The following is a 20,118-nucleotide window of genomic DNA, read 5'->3' on the forward strand; positions in this document are numbered from 1 at the left end:
GCGGGCCGGCCTGCTGGCGGTCCACCGGCGGCGGCCCGGCCGGGACCGGCGCGGGCTGGCGCGGGGGCGCCGGCGGCTCGTCGTCCTCGAGGTCGCCGAACAGCTCTTCGGCGCTGGTGAACGCCGTCTGCTCCTGCGGCGGGACCGGCGGCTCGGGCTTGCGGACGGCGTACGAACCGGTCGCGACCTCGGGCGACAGCGTCGCGACGACCCGCTGCGGCGCCGGTTCCGGCTCGGGCTCGGGTTCCGGTTCGGGCTCCGGCGCGGGCGGCTCCTCGGCGGGGACGTGCCCCTCCGGGTTGAGCAGCAGCTTGCCGAGCATGAACGCGGCCGCGTCCTCGGCGTCGCCGAACACCGCGGGGTTGCTGAGCTGGCCGTCGTACCAGCCGACGCGCCAGCCGTCCTCGACCTCCTCGACGCTCCACCCGTGCTCGGCGGGTTCGCCCAGCTTGTAGCCGCTTTCGGGGACGTCGAGCTCGTCCAGCTTGGCCTGCAGCCCGGCGAGCACCGGGTGGTCCGGCGTCTCGCGGCGCAGCGCCCGGCGGCCCGGACGCGGGGCGGCGAGCGGCTCGCCCTGGGCGGCGGGCTGGGCCGGTGACTGGGGGGCCGGCGGCTCCGGCACGGGCAGCACGCCGGGGACGTCGGGCTGGGTGATCATGGTCGGCGGCCCGGGGTCGAACGCGGGCTGGTCGCTCCGCCGCGGCGGCTGGAAGGCGTGCGACGGCTCGTCGTCGTGCCGCTGGGGCTGGAACGGCTCGTCGTCGTGATCCTGAGGGTGGCCGGGTCCCGCGAACGGCTCGTCGTCGTGCTGCGGCGGCTGGAACGCGTGCGACGGCTCGTCGTCGTGCCGCTGCGGCTGGCCGGGCGCCTGGAACGCCTGCGGAGCGTCGTCCGGCCGCGGTGGCTGGCCCGGGGCCTGGAACGCGTGCGACGGGTCCTCGTCGTGCTGCGGCTGGAAGGCGTGCGGCGCCTCGTCCTCGTCCTCGTGCGGCTGACCCGCCGGGAACGCGTGGGCCGCCTCCTCGCCGTGCGGCCCGGCCGGCTCCTCGTCGTGCTGCTCGGGCGCGAAGGCGTGCTCGTCCTCGTGCGGCGGCTGGAACGCGGCGTGCTCGTCGTCGTGACGCGGGAAGGGCTCGCCGTCGCGCGGGGCCTCCGGTTCGTGCCCGATCGGCTGGTCGGGGACGTATTCCGCGGTCTCTTCGAGGTCGGGCACCCGGCCCGGCTCCGGCGAGCTGCCGTTCGTCCCCGGTGCGTGCTCCGCCTGCTGGTCGTAGTCCTCTTCGCCGTAGTGCTCGTCTTCCGCGGCGAAGCGGTCGTCGAACTCCTGGTCGTAACCCTCTTGGGCGTATTCGTGCTCTTCGGCGGGGGCCTCCGGCTCGGCGGGGGCGTGCGCCGCGAGGGGCGGCTCCACCGGCGCGGGGGGCCCCTGGTGCTGCTGCGGCGGCGCGACGGGCGCGGCACCGGGCGGCGGCCCCACGGGCGCCTGCTGCTGCGGCGGCATCGGCGGCGGACCCTGCGGGGGCGGACCCTGCATCGGCGGGCCCTGGGGCGGCATGCCCTGCGGGGGCGGTCCGACCGGGCGCTGCTGCTGCGGCGGGGGCTGGCTGCCCCGGGTCAGGTACCCGGCCGCGGCCTGCAGCGTCGGCTCGTCGACCGGCGGCAGCGAGAAGCCGACCGCGCGGACGTGCTCGACCAGGTCGGGTTCGGGCGAAACGCCGTACTTGTGCAGGTAGAAGTTGACGGCGGCGGGCCAGATCCACTGCCCGTCGCTGTGGAAGGCGACCGGGACGGTGGCCTCGGGCGCCGCGGCCAGCCGGTCGATGTCGTAGCCGCGCTCGGGCACCACCAGCGGCGCGTGCTCCAGGTACTCCAGCAGCCGGTCCTGCTCGTCGACCTCGAGGTCCGGACGGTTGATGACCGGGCGGCCCGCCGGGCCGACGGTGTCGAAGATCCGGGCGATCCGGAAGTGCGGGCCGGGCTGCTCCGGGCCGAGCCCGGACATCCGCCGGATCAGCCATTCGGGCACGTTCTCCTCGGAGCGCGGGAACATCCGCAGCTCGTCGGAGTAGGCCTGCGGCGGCGGCGCGAGGTTCCACACCGGCTCGTCGCGGTTGTACTCGAGGTTGTAACTGGACGGGTGATCCAGCTGGTAGCGCGCGTTGAACCACGTTCCGCGACCGTCTCGGTACATGCCGCCGCGGAGCCGGCCGAACAGGGTCGCGATGTCGTGGGTCGCGAGCCAGTCGTGCGCCGTGCCGTCCTCGGTGACGATCTCGCCGGTCAGCTCGTGGTACCTCCCGACGGCTCGGTACTCCGCGGTGACCTTGCGCCAGTCGCGCGGAGCGGCACGGAGCAGGGCAAGTCCGATCTGCTTGACCAGGGTGTCCTGCTCGGTCGCGTTCAGCTGCGTCGTCGGTTGTGCCACCCGCACATTTTGACTGCTCGCGCGCGCGAGTGCACCCCGCATGTGGTTTTTGCCGCCCGGTCACCCGATGGCACCGCGCCTGACCTCGAACGATGCGACGTGCGGTAGATCACAGCTTGATCGCGGGCAGCGTCGCGAATGGACCGTGTGGGGTAGCGATCACTCTACGGGCTGCGACCAGCCGCGCCTGGAAGCGACGCGCGGGGGTCGCTTTGCCAGAATGGGGGCCGTGACGGCGAAGATTCTCGACGGCAAGGCCACCAAGAACGCCATTTTCGCGGAGCTCGAGCCCCGCGTCGCGGCCCTCGCCGCGAAGGGGGTGACGCCGGGTCTGGGCACGGTCCTGGTCGGCGACGACCCGGGGTCGCACTCGTACGTGCGGATGAAGCACGCCGACAGCGGCAAGATCGGGATCAACTCCATCCGCCGCGACCTGCCGGCCGACATCACCCAGGAGAAGCTCGAAGCCGTCATCGACGAGCTGAACGCCGACCCGGCCTGCCACGGCTACATCGTCCAGCTGCCGCTGCCGAAGCACCTCGACGCGAACCGCGTGCTCGAGCGGATCGACCCGGAGAAGGACGCCGACGGCCTCGCGCCGGTCAGCCTCGGCCGGCTCGTGCTGGGCCAGCAGGGGGCGCTGCCGTGCACGCCGTACGGGATCATCGAGCTGCTCAAGCGCCACGGCGTCGAGCTGAACGGCGCGCGCGTCACCGTGGTCGGCCGCGGCATCACCGTCGGCCGGACGCTGGGCCTGCTGCTGACCCGCCGCAGCGAGAACGCCACCGTGACGCTGTGCCACACCGGCACCCGCGACCTGGCCGCCGAGGTCCGCCGCGCCGACGTCGTGGTCGCCGCGGCCGGCGTGCCGGGGATCATCACGCCGGACATGGTGGCGCCGGGCGCCGCGGTGCTCGACGTCGGCGTGTCCCACGTGGACGGCAAGCTCACCGGCGACGTCCACCCGGGAGTGGCCGAGGTCGCCGCCTGGATTTCCCCCAACCCGGGCGGGGTCGGCCCGATGACCCGGGCGATGCTGGTGAGCAACGTCGTCGAAGCGGCGGAGCGCTCGGTCGCGGGCCGATGACGATGACGGAGGACCGGCGGGAGGTGTCCGCCCACCGGCCGTCCCGGTTCACCCAGCTCCCGTTCGCGGCGGTGCTGCTGGTGGTGGCGGTCGCGGCCCTGCGGATCTTCCAGTACCACTGGCGGGAGGGCGCGGCGCTGATCGGCGTCGCGCTCCTCCTCGCCGCGGTCCTGCGCGGGGTGCTCCCGACGGCCCGGGCGGGCCTGCTGGCGATCCGCGGCAAGCTCGTCGACGTGGTGACGTTCACCGCCCTGGCGGCGGCGGTGCTGTACGTCGCCCTGACGATCATCGGCGGCCCGCTCGGCTCCGCCTGAACGCCAAAAGCGCAACTTTCCCTATGGAAGTGGCGCTTTTGGCAGTGACTGTCAGGAAGCGAGGGCGAGTTGGCGGCGTTCGGCGCGGGCCTCGCGGCGGTCGAGAGTGCCGGAGACGATCGCGAGGGTGAGTCCGAAGACGGCCAGGAGGGCGCCGACCCAGTTCGGGGCGACCAGGCCGAGGCCGCCGGCGATGACCAGGCCGCCGAGGTAGGCGCCGATCGAATTGGCGATGTTGAACGCCGACTGCACCGCGGCCGACACCAGGGACGGAGTGCCGCCCGCCTTCTCCATGATCCGCGCCTGCATCATCGGGCCGATCATGAAGCCGGCGACGCCGACGAAGAAGATCGTGATCGCCGCGCCGACCTTGCCTTGGGCCGTGATCGTGAAGATGCCCAGCACTGACGCCAGCGCCAGCAGCGCAATGTACAGGCTCGGCATCAGCGCGCGGTCGGCCAGGCGGCCGCCGAGCAGGTTGCCGATCGTCATGCCGACGCCGGCCAGGGACAGCAGCAGGGTGACGTTCGACGGCGAGTAGCCGGCGACGTCGGTCAGCATCGGCGTGATGTACGACAGGCAGGCGAACACCCCGCCCAGGCCGAACGTGACGATCGCCAGCGCCAGGTGCACCTGCGGCCGCTTGAACGCGCCGAGTTCGTTGCGCAGCGACGCCTCGGCGGCGGGCTTGCCCTGGTGCGGGACGAGCTTCGCGATGGCCGCGATGGCGACCAGCCCGATCACGGCGACGACGCCGAAGGTGGCGCGCCAGCCGACCTGCTGGCCGAGCAGCGTGCCCAGCGGCACGCCGATGACGTTGGCCAGGGTCAGGCCGAGGAACATCATCGACACGGCCTTGGCGCGCTGGCCCTGGCCGACGAGGCTGGAGGCGACCACGGCGCCGGCGCCGAAGAAGGCGCCGTGGGGCAGGCCGGCGAGGAACCGGAACGCGATGCCGAACTCCTGGTTGGGCGACAGCGCGAAGAGGGCGTTGCCCACCGTGAACAGGCCCATCATGGCCAGCAGCATGGTCTTGCGCGGCAGCCGGACGGCGACCGCGGTGAGCAGGGGGGCGCCGACGACGACGCCGAGGGCGTAGGCGGAGATGAGGTGGCCGGCGGTCGGGATGTCGACGCCGAAGTCGGCGGCCGCCTGGGGCAGCACGCCCATCATGACGAACTCGGTGGTCCCGATGCCGAAAGCTCCGATGGCGAGCGCGAGCAGCGCGACGGGCACGGCACTCCTTCCAGGGTGGGTAAACGATTACTGAGCCTAGGTTTCTGGATCGGTTCAGTAGGAGGGCAAAAATAAAGACAGCCGATCGGCCCCAGCGCCGTGAGCTGCCTACACCCAGTCCAACAAGCGAAGGGGCCGGTTGTCATCCCGATATCGGGTGACGATCCGCACTCCGGGCGCGGTGATCAGCGCGCGGCGGCCAGAACGCCGTTCAGCAGGCCCGGGAACAGGGCGTCGAGGTCGTTGCGGCGCAACGAGTTGAACCGGGTGGTGCCTTCCTGGCGGCCGGCCACGACGCCGGCCTGACGCAGGATGCTCAGGTGGTGGGTCAGTGTGGACTTGGTCACCGGGACGGTGAGCCCGCCGCAGGCGATCTCCTGATCGGTGCCCGCGAGCTGCCGGACGATGGCCAGCCGCACCGGGTCGGCGAGGGCGCGGAGCACGCCTTCGACGGTGATCTCCGCCCGGGCCGGGTGGGCGATCGGGGGCAGCGTGTCGGTCTTGGCCATGAGCTCATTGTACGACGCCGGTCGAAATTGTGGCAGCGGCGTAGTACGGTGACTGTCGAACTACGACGTTCGTCGAACCAATCCCTGCTTCGCTTGGGGGCTCAACCCATGTCCGCACCTGCTCCTTCGAGGATTTCGGTCCTCGCGTTCGGCGCCTTCGGCGTCGGGACCAGCGGCTACATCGTCGCCGGGCTGCTGCCCGCGCTGACCGGCGAGCTGCACGTCTCGGCGACGGCCGCCGCCCAGCTCGTGACCGCCTTCGCCATCGCATACGCGGTCGGCTCGCCGCTGTTCGCCGCCGCCACCGGCACCTGGGAACGCCGGACGCTGCTGGTCGCCGCCCTCGTCGTCACCGGCGCCGGCAACCTGTTCGCCGCGCTCGCGCCCGGCTACGGCTCGCTCCTGGTCGCCCGGGTGGTGACCGCGGTCGGCGCCGCGGTGTTCACGCCGGCGGCGAGCGCCGTGGCGGCCGAGCTGACCGCCCCCGAACGCCGGGGCCGCGCCGTCGCCATGGTGTTCGGGGGACTGACGGTCGCGCTCATCTTCGGCGTCCCGCTCGGCGGCCTGATTTCGCAGCACCTCGGCTACCGGACGGCGTTCGCGCTGGTCGCCGCGTTCTCGCTGGCGAGCGCGCTGGCCGTGCGGTTCGCGCTGCCGAGGGTCGCCGCGCCGCCGCGGGTCGGCCTCGCCGAGCGGTTCGCCCCCGGCCGTGACCCGCGGGTGCTCGTCATGCTGGCCACGACGGTGCTCGCCTGCCTCGCCGCGTTCATGGTCTACACGTTCGTGTCACCGCTGCTGGCCGCGACCGCCGGCGTGCACGGCACGACCGTGACGGTGCTGCTCTTCTGCTACGGCGTCGGCGGCGCGATCGGCAACTTCGCGGGCGGCCGGGCGACCGACCGCTGGGGCTCGCGAACGCCGCTGCTCGTCGTCACCGTGGCCATCACCGCCGTGATGGCGCTGCTGCCGCTGACGACGGTGACGCCGGTGGCGGCCGGGATCTCGCTGTTCGTCTGGGGACTGGCGACGTGGTCGTTCAACCCGCCGGTGCAGCACCGACTGATCGAGCTGTCGCCGGGCCACGCCGGCCTGGTGCTCTCGCTCAACGCGTCCGCGATCTACCTGGGTGTCGGCCTGTCCGGCGTGGTCGGGGGAGCAGTGCTCGCTTCGGGCGGGCCGCTGCTGCTGCCCGAGGTCGCGGCCGCGCTGACCCTGGCGGCCCTGCTGCTGGTGGGCTCGGCGTGGGGGCGGGTCCGCGAGCCTCGGGAACAGGTCGCCGTCTAGTCCGCGTGGGTTTGGACTTCGCAGTCCGGCCCGGGGTAGACGAGCCCCTCGTGCCCGTCGGCGAACCGCACCAGATAGGGCGGGGCGCCGTCGGGCCCGCGGACTTCGAGGATCTCGCCGCGCTGCTCGGCCGATCCGACCGTCCGGCCGTGCACCTGGATCTCGTCTCCTACTCCTGCGTGCATGGGCTTCACCTCCGTGTCCAGGGTAGGAGCGGAATCCGGTCCCGTGGACCCCGCGAACGGGTTAGACTCCGGAGCATGATCAGCGAATTCGGAGGCGCCGCGCCTCGGCGCCGGTGAGCCCTTCGGTCCGGGTCCGCACGCCACGGGAGCTGCGGAAGACCCGGCGGAGCACCGCACATTCCTGTTGGGGTCACCTGGTGGCCGCCCCGCTGTGGCCGTTGCACGGCGCGAACCTCGGCACCCTGCTGCGCACCTGCGACGCCGTCGGCGCGTGCCTCGCCGTGCCGCGGTTCCCGTGGGTGCCCGAAGCCCTGCGGAGGGGGAACACGTTACGGCGTCCGGCTTGCGTGCACTGGGTGCACGACCCACCGGGCTGGCTGGCGCGCGAACGGGCGGCGGGCACCCGGGTGGTCGGCGTCGAACTGGCCGAGGAAGCCGTCCGGCTGGCCGACCTGCCGCCGCGCGCGGCCGCACGATCGCCGTGCTCGGCCACGAGCAGACCGGAATCCCGCCCGAGGCGCTCGACCTGCTCGACAGCGTCGTCGAAATCCCGATGGTCGGCATCGGCGCCAGCCTGAACGTGGCCGTGGCGGGGAGTCTCGTGCTGTACAAGCTCGCGGGCCTGCTGTGATGAGTCTCGAATGGACGGTCGCGGAGAACGCCGCGTGGTGCGATCTGGTGTGCGGCGGGCGGTTCGGCCCGCGGGCGTGGACCACGCCTTCCCGCCCACCGCGATACTACCCGGACGCGGTGACGCTGACTCCGGACGCCACCGCCGCCGACATCCTCCCGTTCGTCGACGGTTCCGCGGGGTGTTCGGTCAAGGACAGCTTCGCGACCCTGGACCTCCCGGGGTTCTCGGTGTTGTTCGAAGCGACGTGGATCGCGTGCGGGCCGGGCGTTCCCGAGCCGGGCTGGCGGCGCGTCACCGGGCACGCCTACCCGGCCGACCCGTCGGTGGCGGTGCTGTCCCGCGGCCCGGCGGCGGTCGTCGCCCACCGCGGCGACGGCGTGGTGGGGCTGTCCAACTTCTCGGGACCGGCCCGGGCGTGGCCCGGCGCGGTGGCGGCGGTGGCCGCGGCGTTCCCGGGCGTCCCGGTGGTCGGCTACGAACACGGCGACGCGCTGCGGACGGCGCTGGACCACGGCGCCGGAGCGTTGGGGCCGCTGCGCGTCTGGGTGCGCTAGCCGGGGTTGGCCGCGGCCTTGGCGGCCTTCTTGAACGCGCGCACCTCGGCGAGGGTTTCGGCGCTGGTGACGTCGGCGATCGACCGGCGCGAGCCGCGGTCGCCGTACGCGCCGGCCACCTCGCGCCAGCCCTTCGGCTGGACACCGCGCTGCTTTCCCAGCATGGCCAGGAAGATCTTGGCCTTCTGCTCGCCGAACCCGGGCAGCGCCCGCAGCCGCTTGAGGACCTCCGCGCCGTCGGGCTTGGGCCGCCCGTCGAGCCAGATGCCCTCGGTACGGCCGTCGTAGGTCTCGAGGATGTGCTGGGCGAGCGCGTGGACGCGGCGGGCCATCGAGCCGCCGTAGCGGTGAATGGCGGGCGGCACCACACACATCTCGACGAAGGTCTCGACGTCGGTGGCGGCGATCTTCGCGATGTCGAACCCGGCCATCCGGTCCGCGATCTTCCGCGGCCCGGCGAAGGCGTGCTCCATGGGGTACTGCTGGTCCAGAAGCATCCCGACGAGCAGGGCGAACGGGTCGTCGTTCAGCAGCTTGTCGGCGGCCGGGTCGCCGGTCAGGTGCAGTTCGCGCAGCATGGGGTCATCTTGACACAGGGGACCGTCTTCCTACGTGCGCTCCTTCGCGGGGAGGTGGGCGATGACCAGCGCCGCGGTGGCGATCAGGAAGGTCTGCAGCGCGGGCCGCAGCCCGCCGGAGCACCCGCGGATCCACGCTGCGAACGTGCTTGAGCGCGGTCAGCCGGACGACGGTGACCGCGAGCGCCGGCCGCCGGTTCTGGCGCGAAAACCCGTACCACTCGTCACCGGGTTCTCGGGTAGCGCGACGGCGTCGTGCCCAGGTAGCGCTTGAAGTGCCGGGTCAAGTGAGCCTGGTCCGTGAACCCCGCCGCAGCCGCGACCTCAGCAGCCCGTGCCCCGTCGAGCAGCAGGCGGCGGGCGCGGTCGACTCGGCGGCCCGTCAGGTACCGGTGCGGGGGCAAGCCGAACCTCGCGCCGAAACAGCGGACCAGGTACGCCGGGTGGGCGCCCAGGGTTTTGGCCGCTTCGGCGAGCGTCAACGCCTCCGGCAGCCGGGCGTCCAGGAGGTCGCGGAGGTCGTCGGCGAGTCCTCGCTTCGGCGGGTGTGACACCGGGCGGCCCAGGTGGGTCTGCAGGCGGTCGGCCACCAGGACCAGGCGGCTCTCCGCCTCGAGCGCGTCGCCCGGCTCGGTCAGGGCCTCGTGCAGCTGGTGGATGCGGGTGCGCAGGACGCCGTCGGCGACGCTCGGGCGGTCGACCGCTGCGCCGATGAGGTCCTCGCCCAAGACCGAGGTGTCCAGGTAGAGCACGCGCTTGCGGAAGCCGTGGCTGGTTGCCGCGCGGCCGTCGTGGGCGACGTTCGGGGGCAGCAGCGTCACCGCCGGGCCGAGGGCGCCGTGGTGGTGGCGGTCGAGGTCGTAGCGGATGACGCCGTCGTCGACGATCAGGAGCGTCCACGTGTCGTGCGTGTGCAGCGGGTACGCGTGCGTGGTGAAGCGCGCGTGGAAGACCTCGGCGATCCCCGGGACCGCCGGTCGCCAGGCTTCGACGTCCGCCATGTCAAGAACGTACAAGACGCCGGCGTCGCGCTCGGGCGATCGTGACCGGCATGAGTTCCTTCGACACGAAGATCGCCGTCCTGCTCCGCGACGACCTGGCGTCCTGGCAGCGGCTGAACGTCACCGCCTTTCTGGTGAGCGGGATCGCCCACGTGACCCCCGAGCTGATGGGCGAGCCCTACGCCGACGCCGACGGCACGCAGTACCTGCCGATGTTCGGCCAGCCCGTGCTGGTCTTCTCCGGGACCGCGGACGTCCTGACCGCCGCGCACGGCCGCGCGCTGGGCCGCGGCCTGCGGTTCTCGATCTTCACCGACGAGCTGTTCCACACCGGCAACGACGCCGACAACCGGGCGGCGGTGCGCGCGGTGCCGGGGGAGAAGCTGGCGCTCGCCGGCCTGGCGGTGCACGGGCCGAAGAACGCCGTCGACAAGATCCTCAAGGGCGCGTCCCTGCACCGCTGAGGTCGCGACGCGCGGACTTCACGGCCGGAGCCGCTCGACCGGCGGCAGGGAACCAGCCCTCGGGATCCGCGGACGTGCCCGCTCAACCTGGCTGCCGTCCGTCGTGATCGCTGTCAGGTGGCCGTCGGCGAACCGCTCCAGGTTCACGGGGCCGTGGCGTGTACCAGGAAGACGCTGCGGATCCGGTCGCCGCCGTCGACGGTGAACGTGCGCGCCGACACGTCTATGAAGCCGTGCGCCAGCGCTGCCGCCTCGGTCTCGTCGGTCGGGAACGACAGGTCACCCGGCACGAACTCCGCGAACGGCCCGCCCGGCTTGAACCGCGTCCCCGACACGATCGAGAACGCCAGCCGGCCGCCCGGCTTCAGGACGCGCCGCCAGTCCGCGAACGCGACGGCGCCCAGGAAGTGCAGCGAGGACGCGCACAGCACCACGTCGGCCGACCCGTCGGGCGCCGGCATCGGCACGGCCGGTCCGACCCGCCACGTGATCACGCCGGAAGGATCCTGCGCGGCCGCCTTGGCCTCGGCCCGCGCGACCATGGCCGGCGACACGTCGACAGCCAGCACCCGCGCCGGCTTCAGCCGCAGCGCCGCGTACGCCGCGAAGCCCGTTCCGGTGGCGACGTCGAGCACGAGTTCCGGCCCGGCCGGCAGCGGCGACACCAGGGCTTCCGCCACGGAGGCGTGGAACGTGTCGTCGTCGTAGTGCTCGGCTGTGCCGTCGAAGAAGGCGGCCCGGGTGTCGTCGCTCACCAACCCAACCTAGCCGGGGCCACCAGCGGTTTTCAGCGGGCGGCGGCCGGCGAAGCCGAGGTCGGTGCGGTGGTACCAGCCCAGGTCGCGGTCGCCTTCGAGCCAGCACAGCAGCACGTCGGTGCCGTCGAGTTCGGCCGGGAAGTCGACCAGCAGCGGCGCGAACCCCTTGAGCTCGGCGCCGGTGCGCTGGACCGTCGTCATCAGGTCGTCGAGGCGGGCCTGGGCGGCCTTCCACTCCGGCAGCCCGCCCAGCTCGGTGGCCCGCCCGCCCGGGCGCAGCGACGCCGCGAGCTCGGCCGCGTCGGCGCGGACGCGCACGAGTTCGTCGAGGACCGGCCGCAGGCGCGTCAGTTCGGCGCGTGCCTCCTCGACGGTGAACAGTCCCATCCGCCGATGATGCCACCGGCGTTCGTCACCCTTCGCGCCGCCGCCGGACCAGCGCGTTGGCCAGCCCACTGCCCATCAGCAGGAACCCCACGCCGAGCAGGCCGCCGATGAAGAGGAAGTCCATGACGCCGTAGGCGATGTCGCTCTTCGGCATCAGGTTGACCAGCCGGAACCCCCATTCGGGCACGGCCATCGCGGCGACGCCCGGCAGCACGCCGTAGATCAGGCCGCCGAGGATCGGGCCGGTCGCCGACAGCGCGCCGAGCGCGGCGACGACCAGCAGCAGGATCGCCCCGCCGGCCAGCAGCGCGATGCCCAGCGGTTCGCGGTTGGTGCTCAGCGTGGCCTGCACCAGCTGCTGCTGGCGCAGCCCGCCCCAGCTCAGCAGGCCCAGCGCGACCGGGGTGAGGACGAGCCCGCCGAGCGCGCTGACCACGTGCGCGGCGCCCCGGCGCGGCCGCTCGTCGAGCGCGTCGGTGGGGTCGTCCTGCTCCTCGTAGTCGTTTTCGTAGTCGAGTTCGTAGTCGGCGTACCGATGGGTCGACATGGCCGTCACCTCCCACTTGGAGTCACGGGTGGCATCGTGCCCCGGTTCACCCCCGAATGCGACGACCGCTCGGCGAACGGTCGAATCGGTGGTCCGGCGGCCGTCCTGCCCGGTGATCCGTGCCACAACGGCCGGGTGGAGACTTGATACCGGCCACTACTGGAACCATCCAGCTCGGTCAAGCAGTACGCTTGTACCGCTACCGGCAAGACTTAAAGAAGAACGCGAAGATCCGCGGAAGGAGCACCGCTGCTCATGGCCAAGATCAAGGTCCAGGGCACCGTCGTCGAACTCGACGGCGATGAGATGACCCGCATCATCTGGCAGTTCATCAAGGACAAGCTGATCCACCCGTACCTGGACGTGAACCTGGACTACTACGACCTGGGTATCGAGGAGCGGGACCGCACCGACGACCAGGTCACGGTCGACTCCGCGAACGCGATCAAGAAGCACGGCGTCGGCGTCAAGTGCGCCACGATCACCCCGGACGAGGCCCGCGTCGAAGAGTTCGGCCTCAAGAAGATGTGGCTGTCCCCGAACGGGACGATCCGCAACATCCTCGGCGGCGTGATCTTCCGCGAGCCGATCGTCATCCAGAACATCCCGCGGCTGGTGCCGACGTGGACCAAGCCGATCATCATCGGCCGCCACGCCCACGGTGACCAGTACAAGGCGACCAACTTCAAGGTCCCCGGCCCGGGCAAGCTGACCGTCAGCTACACCCCGGACGACGGCTCCGAGCCGATGGAGTTCCAGGTCGCGCAGTTCCCCGAGGGCGGCGGCGTCGCGATGGGGATGTACAACTTCAAGAAGTCCATCGAGGACTTCGCGCGCGCCTCGCTGCAGTACGGCCTCGACCGTGGCCTGCCGGTCTACCTCTCCACCAAGAACACCATCCTCAAGGCCTACGACGGCCAGTTCAAGGACGTGTTCGAGGAGATCTTCCAGAACGAGTTCAAGGCCGACTTCGACGCCAAGGGCATCTCCTACGAGCACCGCCTGATCGACGACATGGTCGCCGCGGCGATGAAGTGGGAGGGCGGCTACGTCTGGGCGTGCAAGAACTACGACGGTGACGTCCAGTCCGACACGGTCGCGCAGGGCTTCGGCTCGCTGGGCCTGATGACGTCGGTGCTGCGCACGCCGGACGGCCGGACCGTCGAGGCCGAGGCCGCGCACGGCACGGTGACCCGGCACTACCGCCAGCACCAGCAGGGCAAGCCGACCTCGACGAACCCGATCGCGTCGATCTACGCCTGGACGCGCGGCCTCGAGCACCGCGGCAAGCTGGACGGCAACCAGGAGCTGATCGGCTTCGCGAACAAGCTGGAGCAGGTCGTCGTCGAGACCGTCGAGAGCGGCCAGATGACGAAGGACCTCGCGCTGCTCATCAGCAAGGACCAGCCGTACCAGACGACCGAGGAGTTCCTCGCGACGCTGGACGACAACCTGGCGAAGAAGATCGCCCAGGGCTGAGTTCGCGCATTCGGAAACCCCCTTCCCGGTTCGCCGGGGAGGGGGTTTCTTTTGTGCACTGTGCGTTACTTCGCGAGACCTTGACTGGCGCCTCCGGGTGGTTGCTGCGTCCGGCGCTGTCGGTCCGGGTAAAGGATTGCCTACCCTTGGCGTGGGGACGGGGCTTGCGGGTTGGAGGAAGGCATGTCGAAGAAGACTCTGCTCATCTTGGGCGCGCTCGTCCTGGTCGTCATCGTGTACGCCATGAACACGGGCAAGCAGGCGTCGGGCGCTTCGGCCACCGGTTGCAAGGTGACGGTGACCGCGGACGTCCTGAACGCCCGCGAGTCGGCGGACGGCAACGCCAAGATCGTCGGCAAGTACCTGCGCGACGCGCAGTTCGACGCGATCCCGGGCGTCCAGAACGGCTTCCGCAAGGTGGCCGACGACAAGTGGGTGGCCGCGGCATTCACCGAGCCGGTCGCCGGTTCCGCCTGTTGAGTTTCCTAGACGCCGATCAGGTCGGCCGCGAGCGTGATGACGCCGAAGGCCGCGGCCGACAGGCCGAGCGTCCGGGCGCGTTTCGGGTCGCGTTTCGCGGCGGCGCGCCAGTAGAGGCCGATGCCGACCGCCAGCACCAGCAGTTCGACGACGGCCGAGACGGCGGCCAGCCGCCAGAGCCCGAAGCCGAAGGTCGGCAGGTCGCCGGCGTTGCCGGGCAGGATCGGCAGGTCGGCGCGGTGCACGACGAGGTCGAGCAGCCAGTGCGAGAACACGACGCCGCCGAGCACGAGCCCGGCTTCGCGGCCGAGCCACCTGCTCGCGACGGCACCGAAGAGCGCGGCGAGCACGAGCGCGCCGACGAGGGAGTGCGTGTAGTCGGCGTGGATGACGCCCCCGCCGTAGCCTTCGCCGTCGACGGTTTCGATGCCGCTCAGGTAGAGCGGCACGAAGACGACGTCGAGCCAGGCGGTGGCCAGCATGAGCGTCCAGACGGGAACGGCGGGCCGGCCGGCCTTGACGGCGGCGGCGAGCCCGAAGTGCCCGGCGATCACCTGCGGGCCTCCGTCCAGGGGAAGCGGGCGTCGAGCACGCCGAGCCCGACGGTGAAGAGGAGTACGGCGAGAAGGAAGCTCATTGCTGCTCCGAGTAGGTCGTGAGGCCTTGGACGAGCATGGTTTTGAGGACTTCGAAGCTCTGGCCGACGTCTTCGGGGCGCCCGAAGCCGCCGGACGCTTCGAGCCCGGCGAAGCCGTGAACGGCGGCGCGGAGGCACCGGGTCGCGTGCACGGCTTGACCGTGGTCGAAGCCGAAGGGCCGCAGGACGGCGAAGACGACCTCGGCGACGGCGTGGGTGGCGTTGCTGAGCTCGGCGTCCCCCTGGTCGGGGGCGACGGTCAGGGCGCCGGTGCGGTGGGGGTGCCGCCGGAGGTAGTCGCGGTAGGCGTCGGCGATGGCGGCGACGGCGTCCCCGCGTTCCCGCCCGGTGGCGGCGGCGCGAAGGGCGTCGGCCATTTCCCGGACGACTCGCAGGTCGATCAGCCGTCGCAGGTCGGCGAGGCTTCTGACGTGCTTGTAGAGGGAGGGGGCGGCGACCCCGGCGCGTTCGGCGACTTTGGCGAGGGTGAGGTCGCCGGGGCCGGTTTCGTCGACCACGGAGATGGCGATGGTGACCACGGCGTCGGTGGTCAGGCCGGCTCTAGGGGACATGGTGGCTACTTGGCATAGCTTTTAAGCTAATGGTCGTAGCTTTGTGGGTCAAGGACGGTTTTTTGTCGGTGGTGGGTGCTAGAACTGATCACGTCGAAAACCGCAGGTGGCGGCGTGGGTCGCCGGGAGGAGGTGGCGGGCGACAACTGAATGCGGCAGGGCTGGATGTGGCGGGTCCGCGGGGTCTCCAGGGGGAGTCTCGCGGGCTGGGCCGGGGCCTCGGCTGGGGTTGTGCCTGGGGACTGCGCTCGGACGGGGGTCGGGGCGCGGGTCCTTCGGTGGCTGCTGGGTGGCTTCGGGCTGGGGAGCCCGGAGCTGCCGGCCTGGGGAGGCTGCAGCCGGGAGCCGGGAGCCGGGAGCCGGGAGCCGGGAGCCGGGAGCCGGGAGCCGGGAGCCGGGAGCGCTGCCTGGCCGGGGAAGCCAGGCGTGAGCAGCCGCGGCTGCCGGACTTGGGGAGTCCGGCAGTCGCGGCCGAAGCCTCAGAGGTCGAGGACGAGGTCCTCCTCCGCGACCAGCACCTCGCCGCCGAACTCAGCCCGAGCCTGCTCGGCCGCCTCGGTGCGGTTGGTGCCTGGCCAGAAGTGGGTCAGCAGGAGCCGAGGTGCTCCGGCTTCGGCTGCCCATTGGCCTGCCTCCGCGGCCGTCATCAGGTAGCGGGGCTCGCCCTCCGGGGGTGGGGTGCGGAGGGTGGCGTCGCAGATGAACAGGTCCGCGTCGCGGCCCAGCTCGGCCAGGCGCGGGGACGGGCCCGTGTCGCCCGTGTAGGCGACCGTGAGCCCGGGCGCGCTCAGGCGTACGCCGAAGTTCGGCTGGTGGTGCGGGAGCGGGTACGGCGTCAGGCGGAACGGTCCGACGTCGGCCGGGTTGCCGAGGTCGTGCACGTCGAACAGCGTGGCCGGATGTGGCCGCGGCTCCATCGCTTCCAGGCGGCGGATGGTGCCGGGCGTGCAGTGCAGCGGCAGGCGCGCCGAGGGGTCGTCGGCTTGGACGGTGTAGTGCCACGCCCTTCCGAGCGCGGTGACATCGGCGCAGTGGTCGGGGTGCTCGTGCGTCACGACCACCGCGCCGGGCAGCCGGTCGCGGCAGTGCGCGAACAGGCGCGAGGCCGTGCCGTACCCGAGGTCGAGCACCACGCCGAAACCGTTGTGCTCCAGCAAGAACCCGGCGCACGCGCGCCCGGGCTCTGGCCAGGCACCACAACTGCCCAGCACGGTCATCCGGCTCACCGCATCGCCCATGCGCGGCAGTCTGGCAGACCGCCCGTGGCAGCCGGCCCCGCTGACCGGCGGCCGCCGTGACAGGAGGTAGCGTGCTCTGCGTGCTGACCGTCTCCACCGTGAACGTCAACGGGCTTCGTGCCGCCGCCAAAAAGGGCTTCGTCGAATGGCTCGCCGCCACCGATGCCGATGTCGTTGCCTGCCAAGAGGTGCGCGCCGAGGCCAGTCAGCTTCCCGCCTCCGTTGTCGAGCCCGAGGGGTGGTTCTCCTTCCACGCCCCCTCCGCCTCCAAGGGGCGCAACGGCGTTGCCGTCTACAGCCGCGTCGAGCCCGAAGAAGTGCGAGTCGGCTTCGGGGAACCCGAATTCGAAAACAGCGGCCGGTACCTCGAAGTCCACCTGCCGAACGTCGTCGTCGGCAGTCTCTACCTGCCCAGCGGGGACGTCGGCACCGAACGGCAGGACGAAAAAGAACGCTTCATGGCCGCGTTCCTGCCCTACCTCGTGGAACTGCGGGCGAAGGCCGCCGCCGCGGGGCGGGAAGCCGTTGTCGTCGGGGACTGGAACATCGCCTACGACACCGTCGACCTCAAGAACTGGCGGGGGAACCGGAAGAACTCCGGCTTCCTGCCCGAGGAACGCGAGTGGCTCGGCCGCGTCTACACCGAGGCCGGCTTCACCGACGTCCAGCGCCGGCTCGACCCCGCCGGCCCCGGGCCCTACACCTGGTGGTCCTACCGCGGGCAGGCCTTCGACAACGACTCCGGCTGGCGCATCGACTGCCAGCTGGCGACCCCCGGCCTCGCCGAAAAGGTCGTCGACGTCGTGGTGGAACGGGCGGCCGCCTACGACCAGCGGTGGTCCGACCACGCGCCCGTCACTGCCACCTACGACATCGACTGAGAGCTCACCCGAACGGCGGACCACGATCGGAGCAGCCCGCGCCCGCGGCAGGGTGGGCGAACCGGGAAGGGCGGGTGACACCCGATCGGTCACGCTCCGGGTAGGGTCTACTTCGAGTAGTAGTGCTATCACCCGGCCGAGTGGTCGGAGTGAACCCTGGGGGTGCCCAGCGCGTATTACCCCTTGAGCGCTACCCTCGCTTCCGAGTTGATCAGTATCGACAGGTCTTGACACGCTCGGTAGTTTTCTGACCAGTAGCATGCAGCGTCTCACTCGGATGGGTGAGCGTTTCGCTCGTCACTCGCGGGAGGCACTCCGGTGCGCAACCCAGGTCGAACCCTGTTGCGGTCCACCCTGCGCGGTTTCCGCGCGGTCGTGGTGCTCGCGCTCGTCCCGGCCGGCCTGCTCCTGGCCGGCGGCGGCAGCGCGTTCGCCGCGGTCACGACGACCGCGCAGGCCGACACCAACGCGGAGACCTTCGGCCTGCTCGGCCCGGTCGGCCTGGTCGCCGTCGCGCTCGGCATCGTCGGCATGACGCTCGGTGTGGTGCGCCAGCGCCGCAAGGCCCGGATCGCCGAAGCGGCTCCCGCCCTGCCGGAGGAGAAGGATCCGGTCACCGCGATGGCCGAAGCCGTCCTCGGCGAGCCCGAGGCCTCGCCGACCCGGCCGTTCCTCACCCCGCGTCCGCACGCCTGAGGGCCCTCGGCGCCCGCCGGTCAGCCCGGCCTGGAAGAATCCCGGCGTGGCCGAAGAGCAGAACGTCGCAGCAGAGCGCCGCCCGCGGGTCCTGTCCGGGATCCAGCCGACCGCCGACTCGTTCCACCTCGGCAACTACCTCGGCGCCCTGCGCCAGTGGGTGAAGCTGCAGGACACGCACGAGACGTTCTACTCGGTGGTCGACCTGCACGCGATCACCGTCGAGCAGGACCCGAAGGTGCTGCGCCAGCGCACCCGCGTCTCGGCCGCGCAGCTGCTCGCCATCGGCATCGACCCGCAGCGCAGCGCCCTGTTCGTGCAGAGCCACGTGCCGGAGCACGCCCAGCTGAGCTGGGTCCTCGAATGCCAGACCGGGTTCGGCGAGGCCGGCCGGATGACGCAGTTCAAGGACAAGTCCGCGAAGCAGGGCTCCGACCGCTCCAGCGTCGGTCTGTTCACCTACCCGGTCCTGCAGGCCGCGGACATCCTGCTCTACCAGGCCGACGCGGTCCCGGTCGGCGAGGACCAGCGCCAGCACCTGGAGCTGACCCGCGACCTCGCGCAGCGCTTCAACAACCGGCTGGGCAAGACGTTCGTGGTGCCCGAGCCGTACATCATCAAGGACACCGCGAAGATCTACGACCTGCAGGAACCGACGGCGAAGATGAGCAAGTCGGCGGCGAACGTCAACGGCATCATCGAGCTGCTCGAGGACCCGAAGCGCTCGGCGAAGAAGATCCGCTCGGCGGTCACCGACACCGGCCGCGAGGTCCGGTTCGACGTCGGGAACAAGGCGGGCGTGTCGAACCTGCTGACCATCTACTCGGCGCTGACCGACCGCACGATCCCGGACCTCGAGGCGGCGTACGAGGGCAAGGGCTACGGCGACCTGAAGAAGGACCTCGGCGAGGTGTTCCTCGAGTGGGTCACCCCGATCCAGGACCGCGCCAAGTCCTATTTGGACGACACGGCGGAGCTGGACAAGGTCCTCGCCGCGGGCGCCGAACGCGCGCGCGAGGTGGCGGCCAAGACGCTGGCTCGGACCTACCAGCGGATCGGGTTCCTGCCGCCGGTGCGCTGACCGCCTCCCTCACGCGAGCCGCTCGCGTTGCGGGGGGCACATCCCGTGGTTAGCGTTTCACGGTGGCGAACGAAGAGAAGGAAAAGCTGCTTCCGCGGATGCGGCGGAAGTACCCGTGGCTCGACCACCTGATCCGGGCCAACGACGCCTTCACGGAGCGGTACGGCAACCACTACGCCGCCGCCATCACCTACTTCAGCGTGCTGTCGGTCATCCCGATCCTGATGGTCGCCTTCGCCGTGGTCGGGCTGGCCGTCAACAACGACCCGGCGATCATCAAGCAGATCTCCGACAGCATCAAGCAGTCGGTGCCGGCCGGCCTGCAGACGCTGGTGACCGGCATCGTCGACGCCGCGCTGAAGTCCGGCAGCGGGGTCGGAATCTTCGGTCTGCTCATCGCCCTCTACTCCGGCATCGGCTGGATGGCCAACCTCCGCGACGCGCTCACCGCGCAGTGGGGGCAGGAGAAGCAGGCGCAGCCGTTCGTGAAGCAGACGGCCAAGGACCTCGTCGCGCTGGTCGGGCTCGGCCTCGCCCTCATCGTGTCGTTCGCGCTGACCGCGGTCGGCGGCGGCGTGGGGCGCTTCCTGCTCAAGCTGGTCGACCTCGACCAGGCCGCCTGGGCGAACTTCCTGCTGCGGGTGGCGACGATCGTGCTCGGCCTGCTCGCCAACACGCTCGTCTTCCTCTGGGTGATCGCGCGCCTGCCCCGCGAGCAAGTCGCGCTGCGCAGCGCCGTGAAGGGGGCCGTGTTCGCCTCCGTCGGGTTCGTCATCCTGCAGCAGGCGGCCACCTTCTACCTCGCCAGCGTGACGAACTCACCCGCGTTCGCGCTGTTCGGGCCGGTCATCGGCCTGCTGGTGTTCGCCAACCTCGTCTCCCGCTTCCTGCTGCTCGTCACCGCGTGGACGGCGACGGCGAAGGAGAACCAGCGCAAGGTCGTCGCGCCCCCGCCGCCGGTTCGGCTCGAGCAGAGCGTCACCGTGCAGCGCGGACCCGGGTTCGGGGCCGTCGCCGGTGCCTTCAGCGCCGGCGCGCTGCTGGCGTGGCTGGGCGGCCGCCGCAAGCCTTGACAGCCGCGGTGGCGGTAA

Annotated in this window: 24 protein-coding genes; 12 read left to right on the forward strand and 12 right to left on the reverse strand. The window is 71.5% G+C overall.

Translation table 11 applies throughout. From position 1 onward, the window contains the following. The coding region (locus C2L59_RS30495; RefSeq protein ID WP_103352988.1) for a hypothetical protein at positions 1 to 2,431 on the reverse strand (2,431 nt) is incomplete at its 3' end. A gap of 223 nt (positions 2,432 to 2,654) precedes the next feature. On the opposite strand from C2L59_RS30495, the gene C2L59_RS30500 reads away from it, so the two are divergent. Together C2L59_RS30500 and C2L59_RS30505 are read left to right on the forward strand one after the other, a co-directional pair. Further along, positions 2,655 to 3,512: a bifunctional methylenetetrahydrofolate dehydrogenase/methenyltetrahydrofolate cyclohydrolase gene (locus C2L59_RS30500; RefSeq protein ID WP_103353146.1), complete on the forward strand. Its 858-nt coding sequence runs from the start codon at positions 2,655 to 2,657 to the stop codon at positions 3,510 to 3,512. Further along, positions 3,509 to 3,826 (forward strand): DUF3017 domain-containing protein, encoded by a 318-nt coding sequence (locus C2L59_RS30505; RefSeq protein WP_103352989.1) that lies wholly within the window; start codon positions 3,509 to 3,511, stop codon positions 3,824 to 3,826. Before C2L59_RS30500 ends, C2L59_RS30505 begins: the two co-directional genes overlap by 4 nt. Before the next feature lie 51 nt (positions 3,827 to 3,877). Here the strand turns inward: C2L59_RS30505 and C2L59_RS30510 are convergent, their stop codons facing one another. Together C2L59_RS30510 and C2L59_RS30515 are read right to left on the reverse strand one after the other, a co-directional pair. Further along, a complete protein-coding gene (locus tag C2L59_RS30510; RefSeq protein ID WP_103352990.1) occupies positions 3,878 to 5,062 on the reverse strand; it encodes an MFS transporter in 1,185 nt (394 codons plus the stop codon). A 185-nt stretch (positions 5,063 to 5,247) separates the two neighbouring features. Beyond that, positions 5,248 to 5,571, reverse strand: a complete 324-nt coding sequence (locus tag C2L59_RS30515) for a helix-turn-helix transcriptional regulator (protein WP_103352991.1) — start codon at positions 5,569 to 5,571, stop codon at positions 5,248 to 5,250. A gap of 108 nt (positions 5,572 to 5,679) precedes the next feature. Between C2L59_RS30515 and C2L59_RS30520 the strand changes: the two genes are divergently transcribed. Then, entirely contained in the window at positions 5,680 to 6,855 is a 1,176-nt protein-coding gene (locus C2L59_RS30520; protein WP_103352992.1) for an MFS transporter, read from the forward strand. Here the strand turns inward: C2L59_RS30520 and C2L59_RS30525 are convergent. After that, positions 6,852 to 7,040 carry a DUF1918 domain-containing protein gene (locus C2L59_RS30525; protein ID WP_033261422.1) on the reverse strand — a complete coding sequence of 63 codons (189 nt, stop codon included), beginning with the start codon at positions 7,038 to 7,040 and terminating at the stop codon, positions 6,852 to 6,854. The genes C2L59_RS30520 and C2L59_RS30525 overlap by 4 nt on opposite strands. A gap of 481 nt (positions 7,041 to 7,521) precedes the next feature. Here C2L59_RS30525 and C2L59_RS49375 point away from each other — a divergent pair, with 481 nt between their 5' ends. Both C2L59_RS49375 and C2L59_RS30535 read left to right on the forward strand, forming a co-directional pair. Continuing rightward, a complete protein-coding gene (locus C2L59_RS49375; RefSeq protein WP_233223779.1) occupies positions 7,522 to 7,671 on the forward strand; it encodes a TrmH family RNA methyltransferase in 150 nt (49 codons plus the stop codon). Continuing rightward, a complete protein-coding gene (locus C2L59_RS30535) occupies positions 7,671 to 8,228 on the forward strand; it encodes a hypothetical protein (RefSeq protein WP_103352993.1) in 558 nt (185 codons plus the stop codon). The genes C2L59_RS49375 and C2L59_RS30535 overlap by 1 nt, the downstream gene beginning before the upstream one ends. Here the strand turns inward: C2L59_RS30535 and C2L59_RS30540 are convergent. After that, positions 8,225 to 8,806 (reverse strand): HhH-GPD-type base excision DNA repair protein, encoded by a 582-nt coding sequence (locus C2L59_RS30540; RefSeq protein WP_103352994.1) that lies wholly within the window; start codon positions 8,804 to 8,806, stop codon positions 8,225 to 8,227. The two genes, C2L59_RS30535 and C2L59_RS30540, sit on opposite strands and share 4 nt — an antisense overlap. Positions 8,807 to 9,030: 224 nt before the next feature. Next, positions 9,031 to 9,807 (reverse strand): AraC family transcriptional regulator, encoded by a 777-nt coding sequence (locus tag C2L59_RS30545; protein ID WP_103352995.1) that lies wholly within the window; start codon positions 9,805 to 9,807, stop codon positions 9,031 to 9,033. 50 nt (positions 9,808 to 9,857) lie between these two features. Here C2L59_RS30545 and C2L59_RS30550 point away from each other — a divergent pair, with 50 nt between their 5' ends. Further along, on the forward strand, positions 9,858 to 10,271 hold the full coding sequence (locus C2L59_RS30550; RefSeq protein WP_103353147.1) for a DUF2000 domain-containing protein: 414 nt from the start codon (positions 9,858 to 9,860) through the stop codon (positions 10,269 to 10,271). Positions 10,272 to 10,414: 143 nt separating this feature from the next. Here the strand turns inward: C2L59_RS30550 and C2L59_RS30555 are convergent, their stop codons facing one another. The 3 genes from C2L59_RS30555 to C2L59_RS30565 are packed head-to-tail and all read right to left on the reverse strand — an operon-like array spanning position 10,415 to position 11,963. Then, positions 10,415 to 11,026, reverse strand: coding sequence for a class I SAM-dependent methyltransferase (locus C2L59_RS30555; RefSeq protein ID WP_103352996.1), 612 nt, complete (start codon positions 11,024 to 11,026; stop codon positions 10,415 to 10,417). A gap of 9 nt (positions 11,027 to 11,035) precedes the next feature. Beyond that, a complete protein-coding gene (locus C2L59_RS30560; protein ID WP_103352997.1) occupies positions 11,036 to 11,416 on the reverse strand; it encodes a DUF2203 domain-containing protein in 381 nt (126 codons plus the stop codon). Positions 11,417 to 11,441: 25 nt separating this feature from the next. Further along, complete coding sequence (locus tag C2L59_RS30565; RefSeq protein ID WP_103353148.1) at positions 11,442 to 11,963, reverse strand: hypothetical protein; 522 nt, start codon at positions 11,961 to 11,963, stop codon at positions 11,442 to 11,444. 255 nt (positions 11,964 to 12,218) lie between these two features. Between C2L59_RS30565 and C2L59_RS30570 the strand changes: the two genes are divergently transcribed. Beyond that, the gene (locus tag C2L59_RS30570) at positions 12,219 to 13,442 is read left to right on the forward strand and encodes an NADP-dependent isocitrate dehydrogenase (protein WP_103352998.1); all 1,224 of its coding nucleotides are present in this window, start codon (positions 12,219 to 12,221) and stop codon (positions 13,440 to 13,442) included. A 183-nt stretch (positions 13,443 to 13,625) separates the two neighbouring features. Next, the gene (locus tag C2L59_RS30575; RefSeq protein WP_103352999.1) at positions 13,626 to 13,922 is read left to right on the forward strand and encodes a hypothetical protein; all 297 of its coding nucleotides are present in this window, start codon (positions 13,626 to 13,628) and stop codon (positions 13,920 to 13,922) included. A 5-nt stretch (positions 13,923 to 13,927) separates the two neighbouring features. On the opposite strand, the gene C2L59_RS30580 is transcribed toward C2L59_RS30575, so the two are convergent. From C2L59_RS30580 to C2L59_RS30590, 3 genes are all read right to left on the reverse strand, one after another. After that, a complete protein-coding gene (locus C2L59_RS30580; RefSeq protein WP_103353000.1) occupies positions 13,928 to 14,476 on the reverse strand; it encodes a permease in 549 nt (182 codons plus the stop codon). 79 nt (positions 14,477 to 14,555) lie between these two features. Further along, entirely contained in the window at positions 14,556 to 15,131 is a 576-nt protein-coding gene (locus C2L59_RS30585; protein WP_103353001.1) for a TetR/AcrR family transcriptional regulator, read from the reverse strand. Positions 15,132 to 15,610: 479 nt separating this feature from the next. Beyond that, positions 15,611 to 16,369, reverse strand: coding sequence for an MBL fold metallo-hydrolase (locus tag C2L59_RS30590; RefSeq protein WP_103353002.1), 759 nt, complete (start codon positions 16,367 to 16,369; stop codon positions 15,611 to 15,613). An 80-nt stretch (positions 16,370 to 16,449) separates the two neighbouring features. Here C2L59_RS30590 and C2L59_RS30595 point away from each other — a divergent pair, with 80 nt between their 5' ends. The 4 genes from C2L59_RS30595 to yhjD all read left to right on the forward strand — a co-directional run bounded on the left by C2L59_RS30595 (position 16,450) and on the right by yhjD (position 20,100). Next, positions 16,450 to 17,250 carry an exodeoxyribonuclease III gene (locus C2L59_RS30595; protein ID WP_370444797.1) on the forward strand — a complete coding sequence of 267 codons (801 nt, stop codon included), beginning with the start codon at positions 16,450 to 16,452 and terminating at the stop codon, positions 17,248 to 17,250. Positions 17,251 to 17,592: 342 nt separating this feature from the next. Then, complete coding sequence (locus C2L59_RS30600) at positions 17,593 to 17,946, forward strand: hypothetical protein (RefSeq protein WP_199199326.1); 354 nt, start codon at positions 17,593 to 17,595, stop codon at positions 17,944 to 17,946. 46 nt (positions 17,947 to 17,992) lie between these two features. Further along, positions 17,993 to 19,027, forward strand: a complete 1,035-nt coding sequence (gene trpS / locus C2L59_RS30605; RefSeq protein ID WP_103353005.1) for a tryptophan--tRNA ligase — start codon at positions 17,993 to 17,995, stop codon at positions 19,025 to 19,027. A gap of 62 nt (positions 19,028 to 19,089) precedes the next feature. After that, positions 19,090 to 20,100 carry an inner membrane protein YhjD gene (gene yhjD / locus C2L59_RS30610; RefSeq protein ID WP_103353006.1) on the forward strand — a complete coding sequence of 337 codons (1,011 nt, stop codon included), beginning with the start codon at positions 19,090 to 19,092 and terminating at the stop codon, positions 20,098 to 20,100. Positions 20,101 to 20,118 lie beyond the last annotated feature (18 nt).

The sequence above is a fragment of the Amycolatopsis sp. CA-128772 genome, assembly GCF_002904295.1.
Lineage (GTDB): Bacteria > Actinomycetota > Actinomycetes > Mycobacteriales > Pseudonocardiaceae > Amycolatopsis.

Excerpts from the sequence above, each read along its gene's own strand:
- C2L59_RS30505 (WP_103352989.1), top strand. The coding sequence starts at position 3,509 with ATGACGATGACGGAGGACCGGCGGGAGGTGTCCGCCCACCGGCCGTCC.
- C2L59_RS30515 (WP_103352991.1), bottom strand. The coding sequence starts at position 5,571 with ATGGCCAAGACCGACACGCTGCCCCCGATCGCCCACCCGGCCCGGGCG.
- C2L59_RS30520 (WP_103352992.1), top strand. The coding sequence starts at position 5,680 with ATGTCCGCACCTGCTCCTTCGAGGATTTCGGTCCTCGCGTTCGGCGCC.
- C2L59_RS30525 (WP_033261422.1), bottom strand. The coding sequence starts at position 7,040 with ATGCACGCAGGAGTAGGAGACGAGATCCAGGTGCACGGCCGGACGGTC.
- C2L59_RS30535 (WP_103352993.1), top strand. The coding sequence starts at position 7,671 with ATGAGTCTCGAATGGACGGTCGCGGAGAACGCCGCGTGGTGCGATCTG.
- C2L59_RS30540 (WP_103352994.1), bottom strand. The coding sequence starts at position 8,806 with ATGCTGCGCGAACTGCACCTGACCGGCGACCCGGCCGCCGACAAGCTG.
- C2L59_RS30545 (WP_103352995.1), bottom strand. The coding sequence starts at position 9,807 with ATGGCGGACGTCGAAGCCTGGCGACCGGCGGTCCCGGGGATCGCCGAG.
- C2L59_RS30550 (WP_103353147.1), top strand. The coding sequence starts at position 9,858 with ATGAGTTCCTTCGACACGAAGATCGCCGTCCTGCTCCGCGACGACCTG.
- C2L59_RS30560 (WP_103352997.1), bottom strand. The coding sequence starts at position 11,416 with ATGGGACTGTTCACCGTCGAGGAGGCACGCGCCGAACTGACGCGCCTG.
- C2L59_RS30565 (WP_103353148.1), bottom strand. The coding sequence starts at position 11,963 with ATGTCGACCCATCGGTACGCCGACTACGAACTCGACTACGAAAACGAC.
- C2L59_RS30570 (WP_103352998.1), top strand. The coding sequence starts at position 12,219 with ATGGCCAAGATCAAGGTCCAGGGCACCGTCGTCGAACTCGACGGCGAT.
- C2L59_RS30575 (WP_103352999.1), top strand. The coding sequence starts at position 13,626 with ATGTCGAAGAAGACTCTGCTCATCTTGGGCGCGCTCGTCCTGGTCGTC.
- C2L59_RS30585 (WP_103353001.1), bottom strand. The coding sequence starts at position 15,131 with ATGTCCCCTAGAGCCGGCCTGACCACCGACGCCGTGGTCACCATCGCC.
- C2L59_RS30590 (WP_103353002.1), bottom strand. The coding sequence starts at position 16,369 with ATGGGCGATGCGGTGAGCCGGATGACCGTGCTGGGCAGTTGTGGTGCC.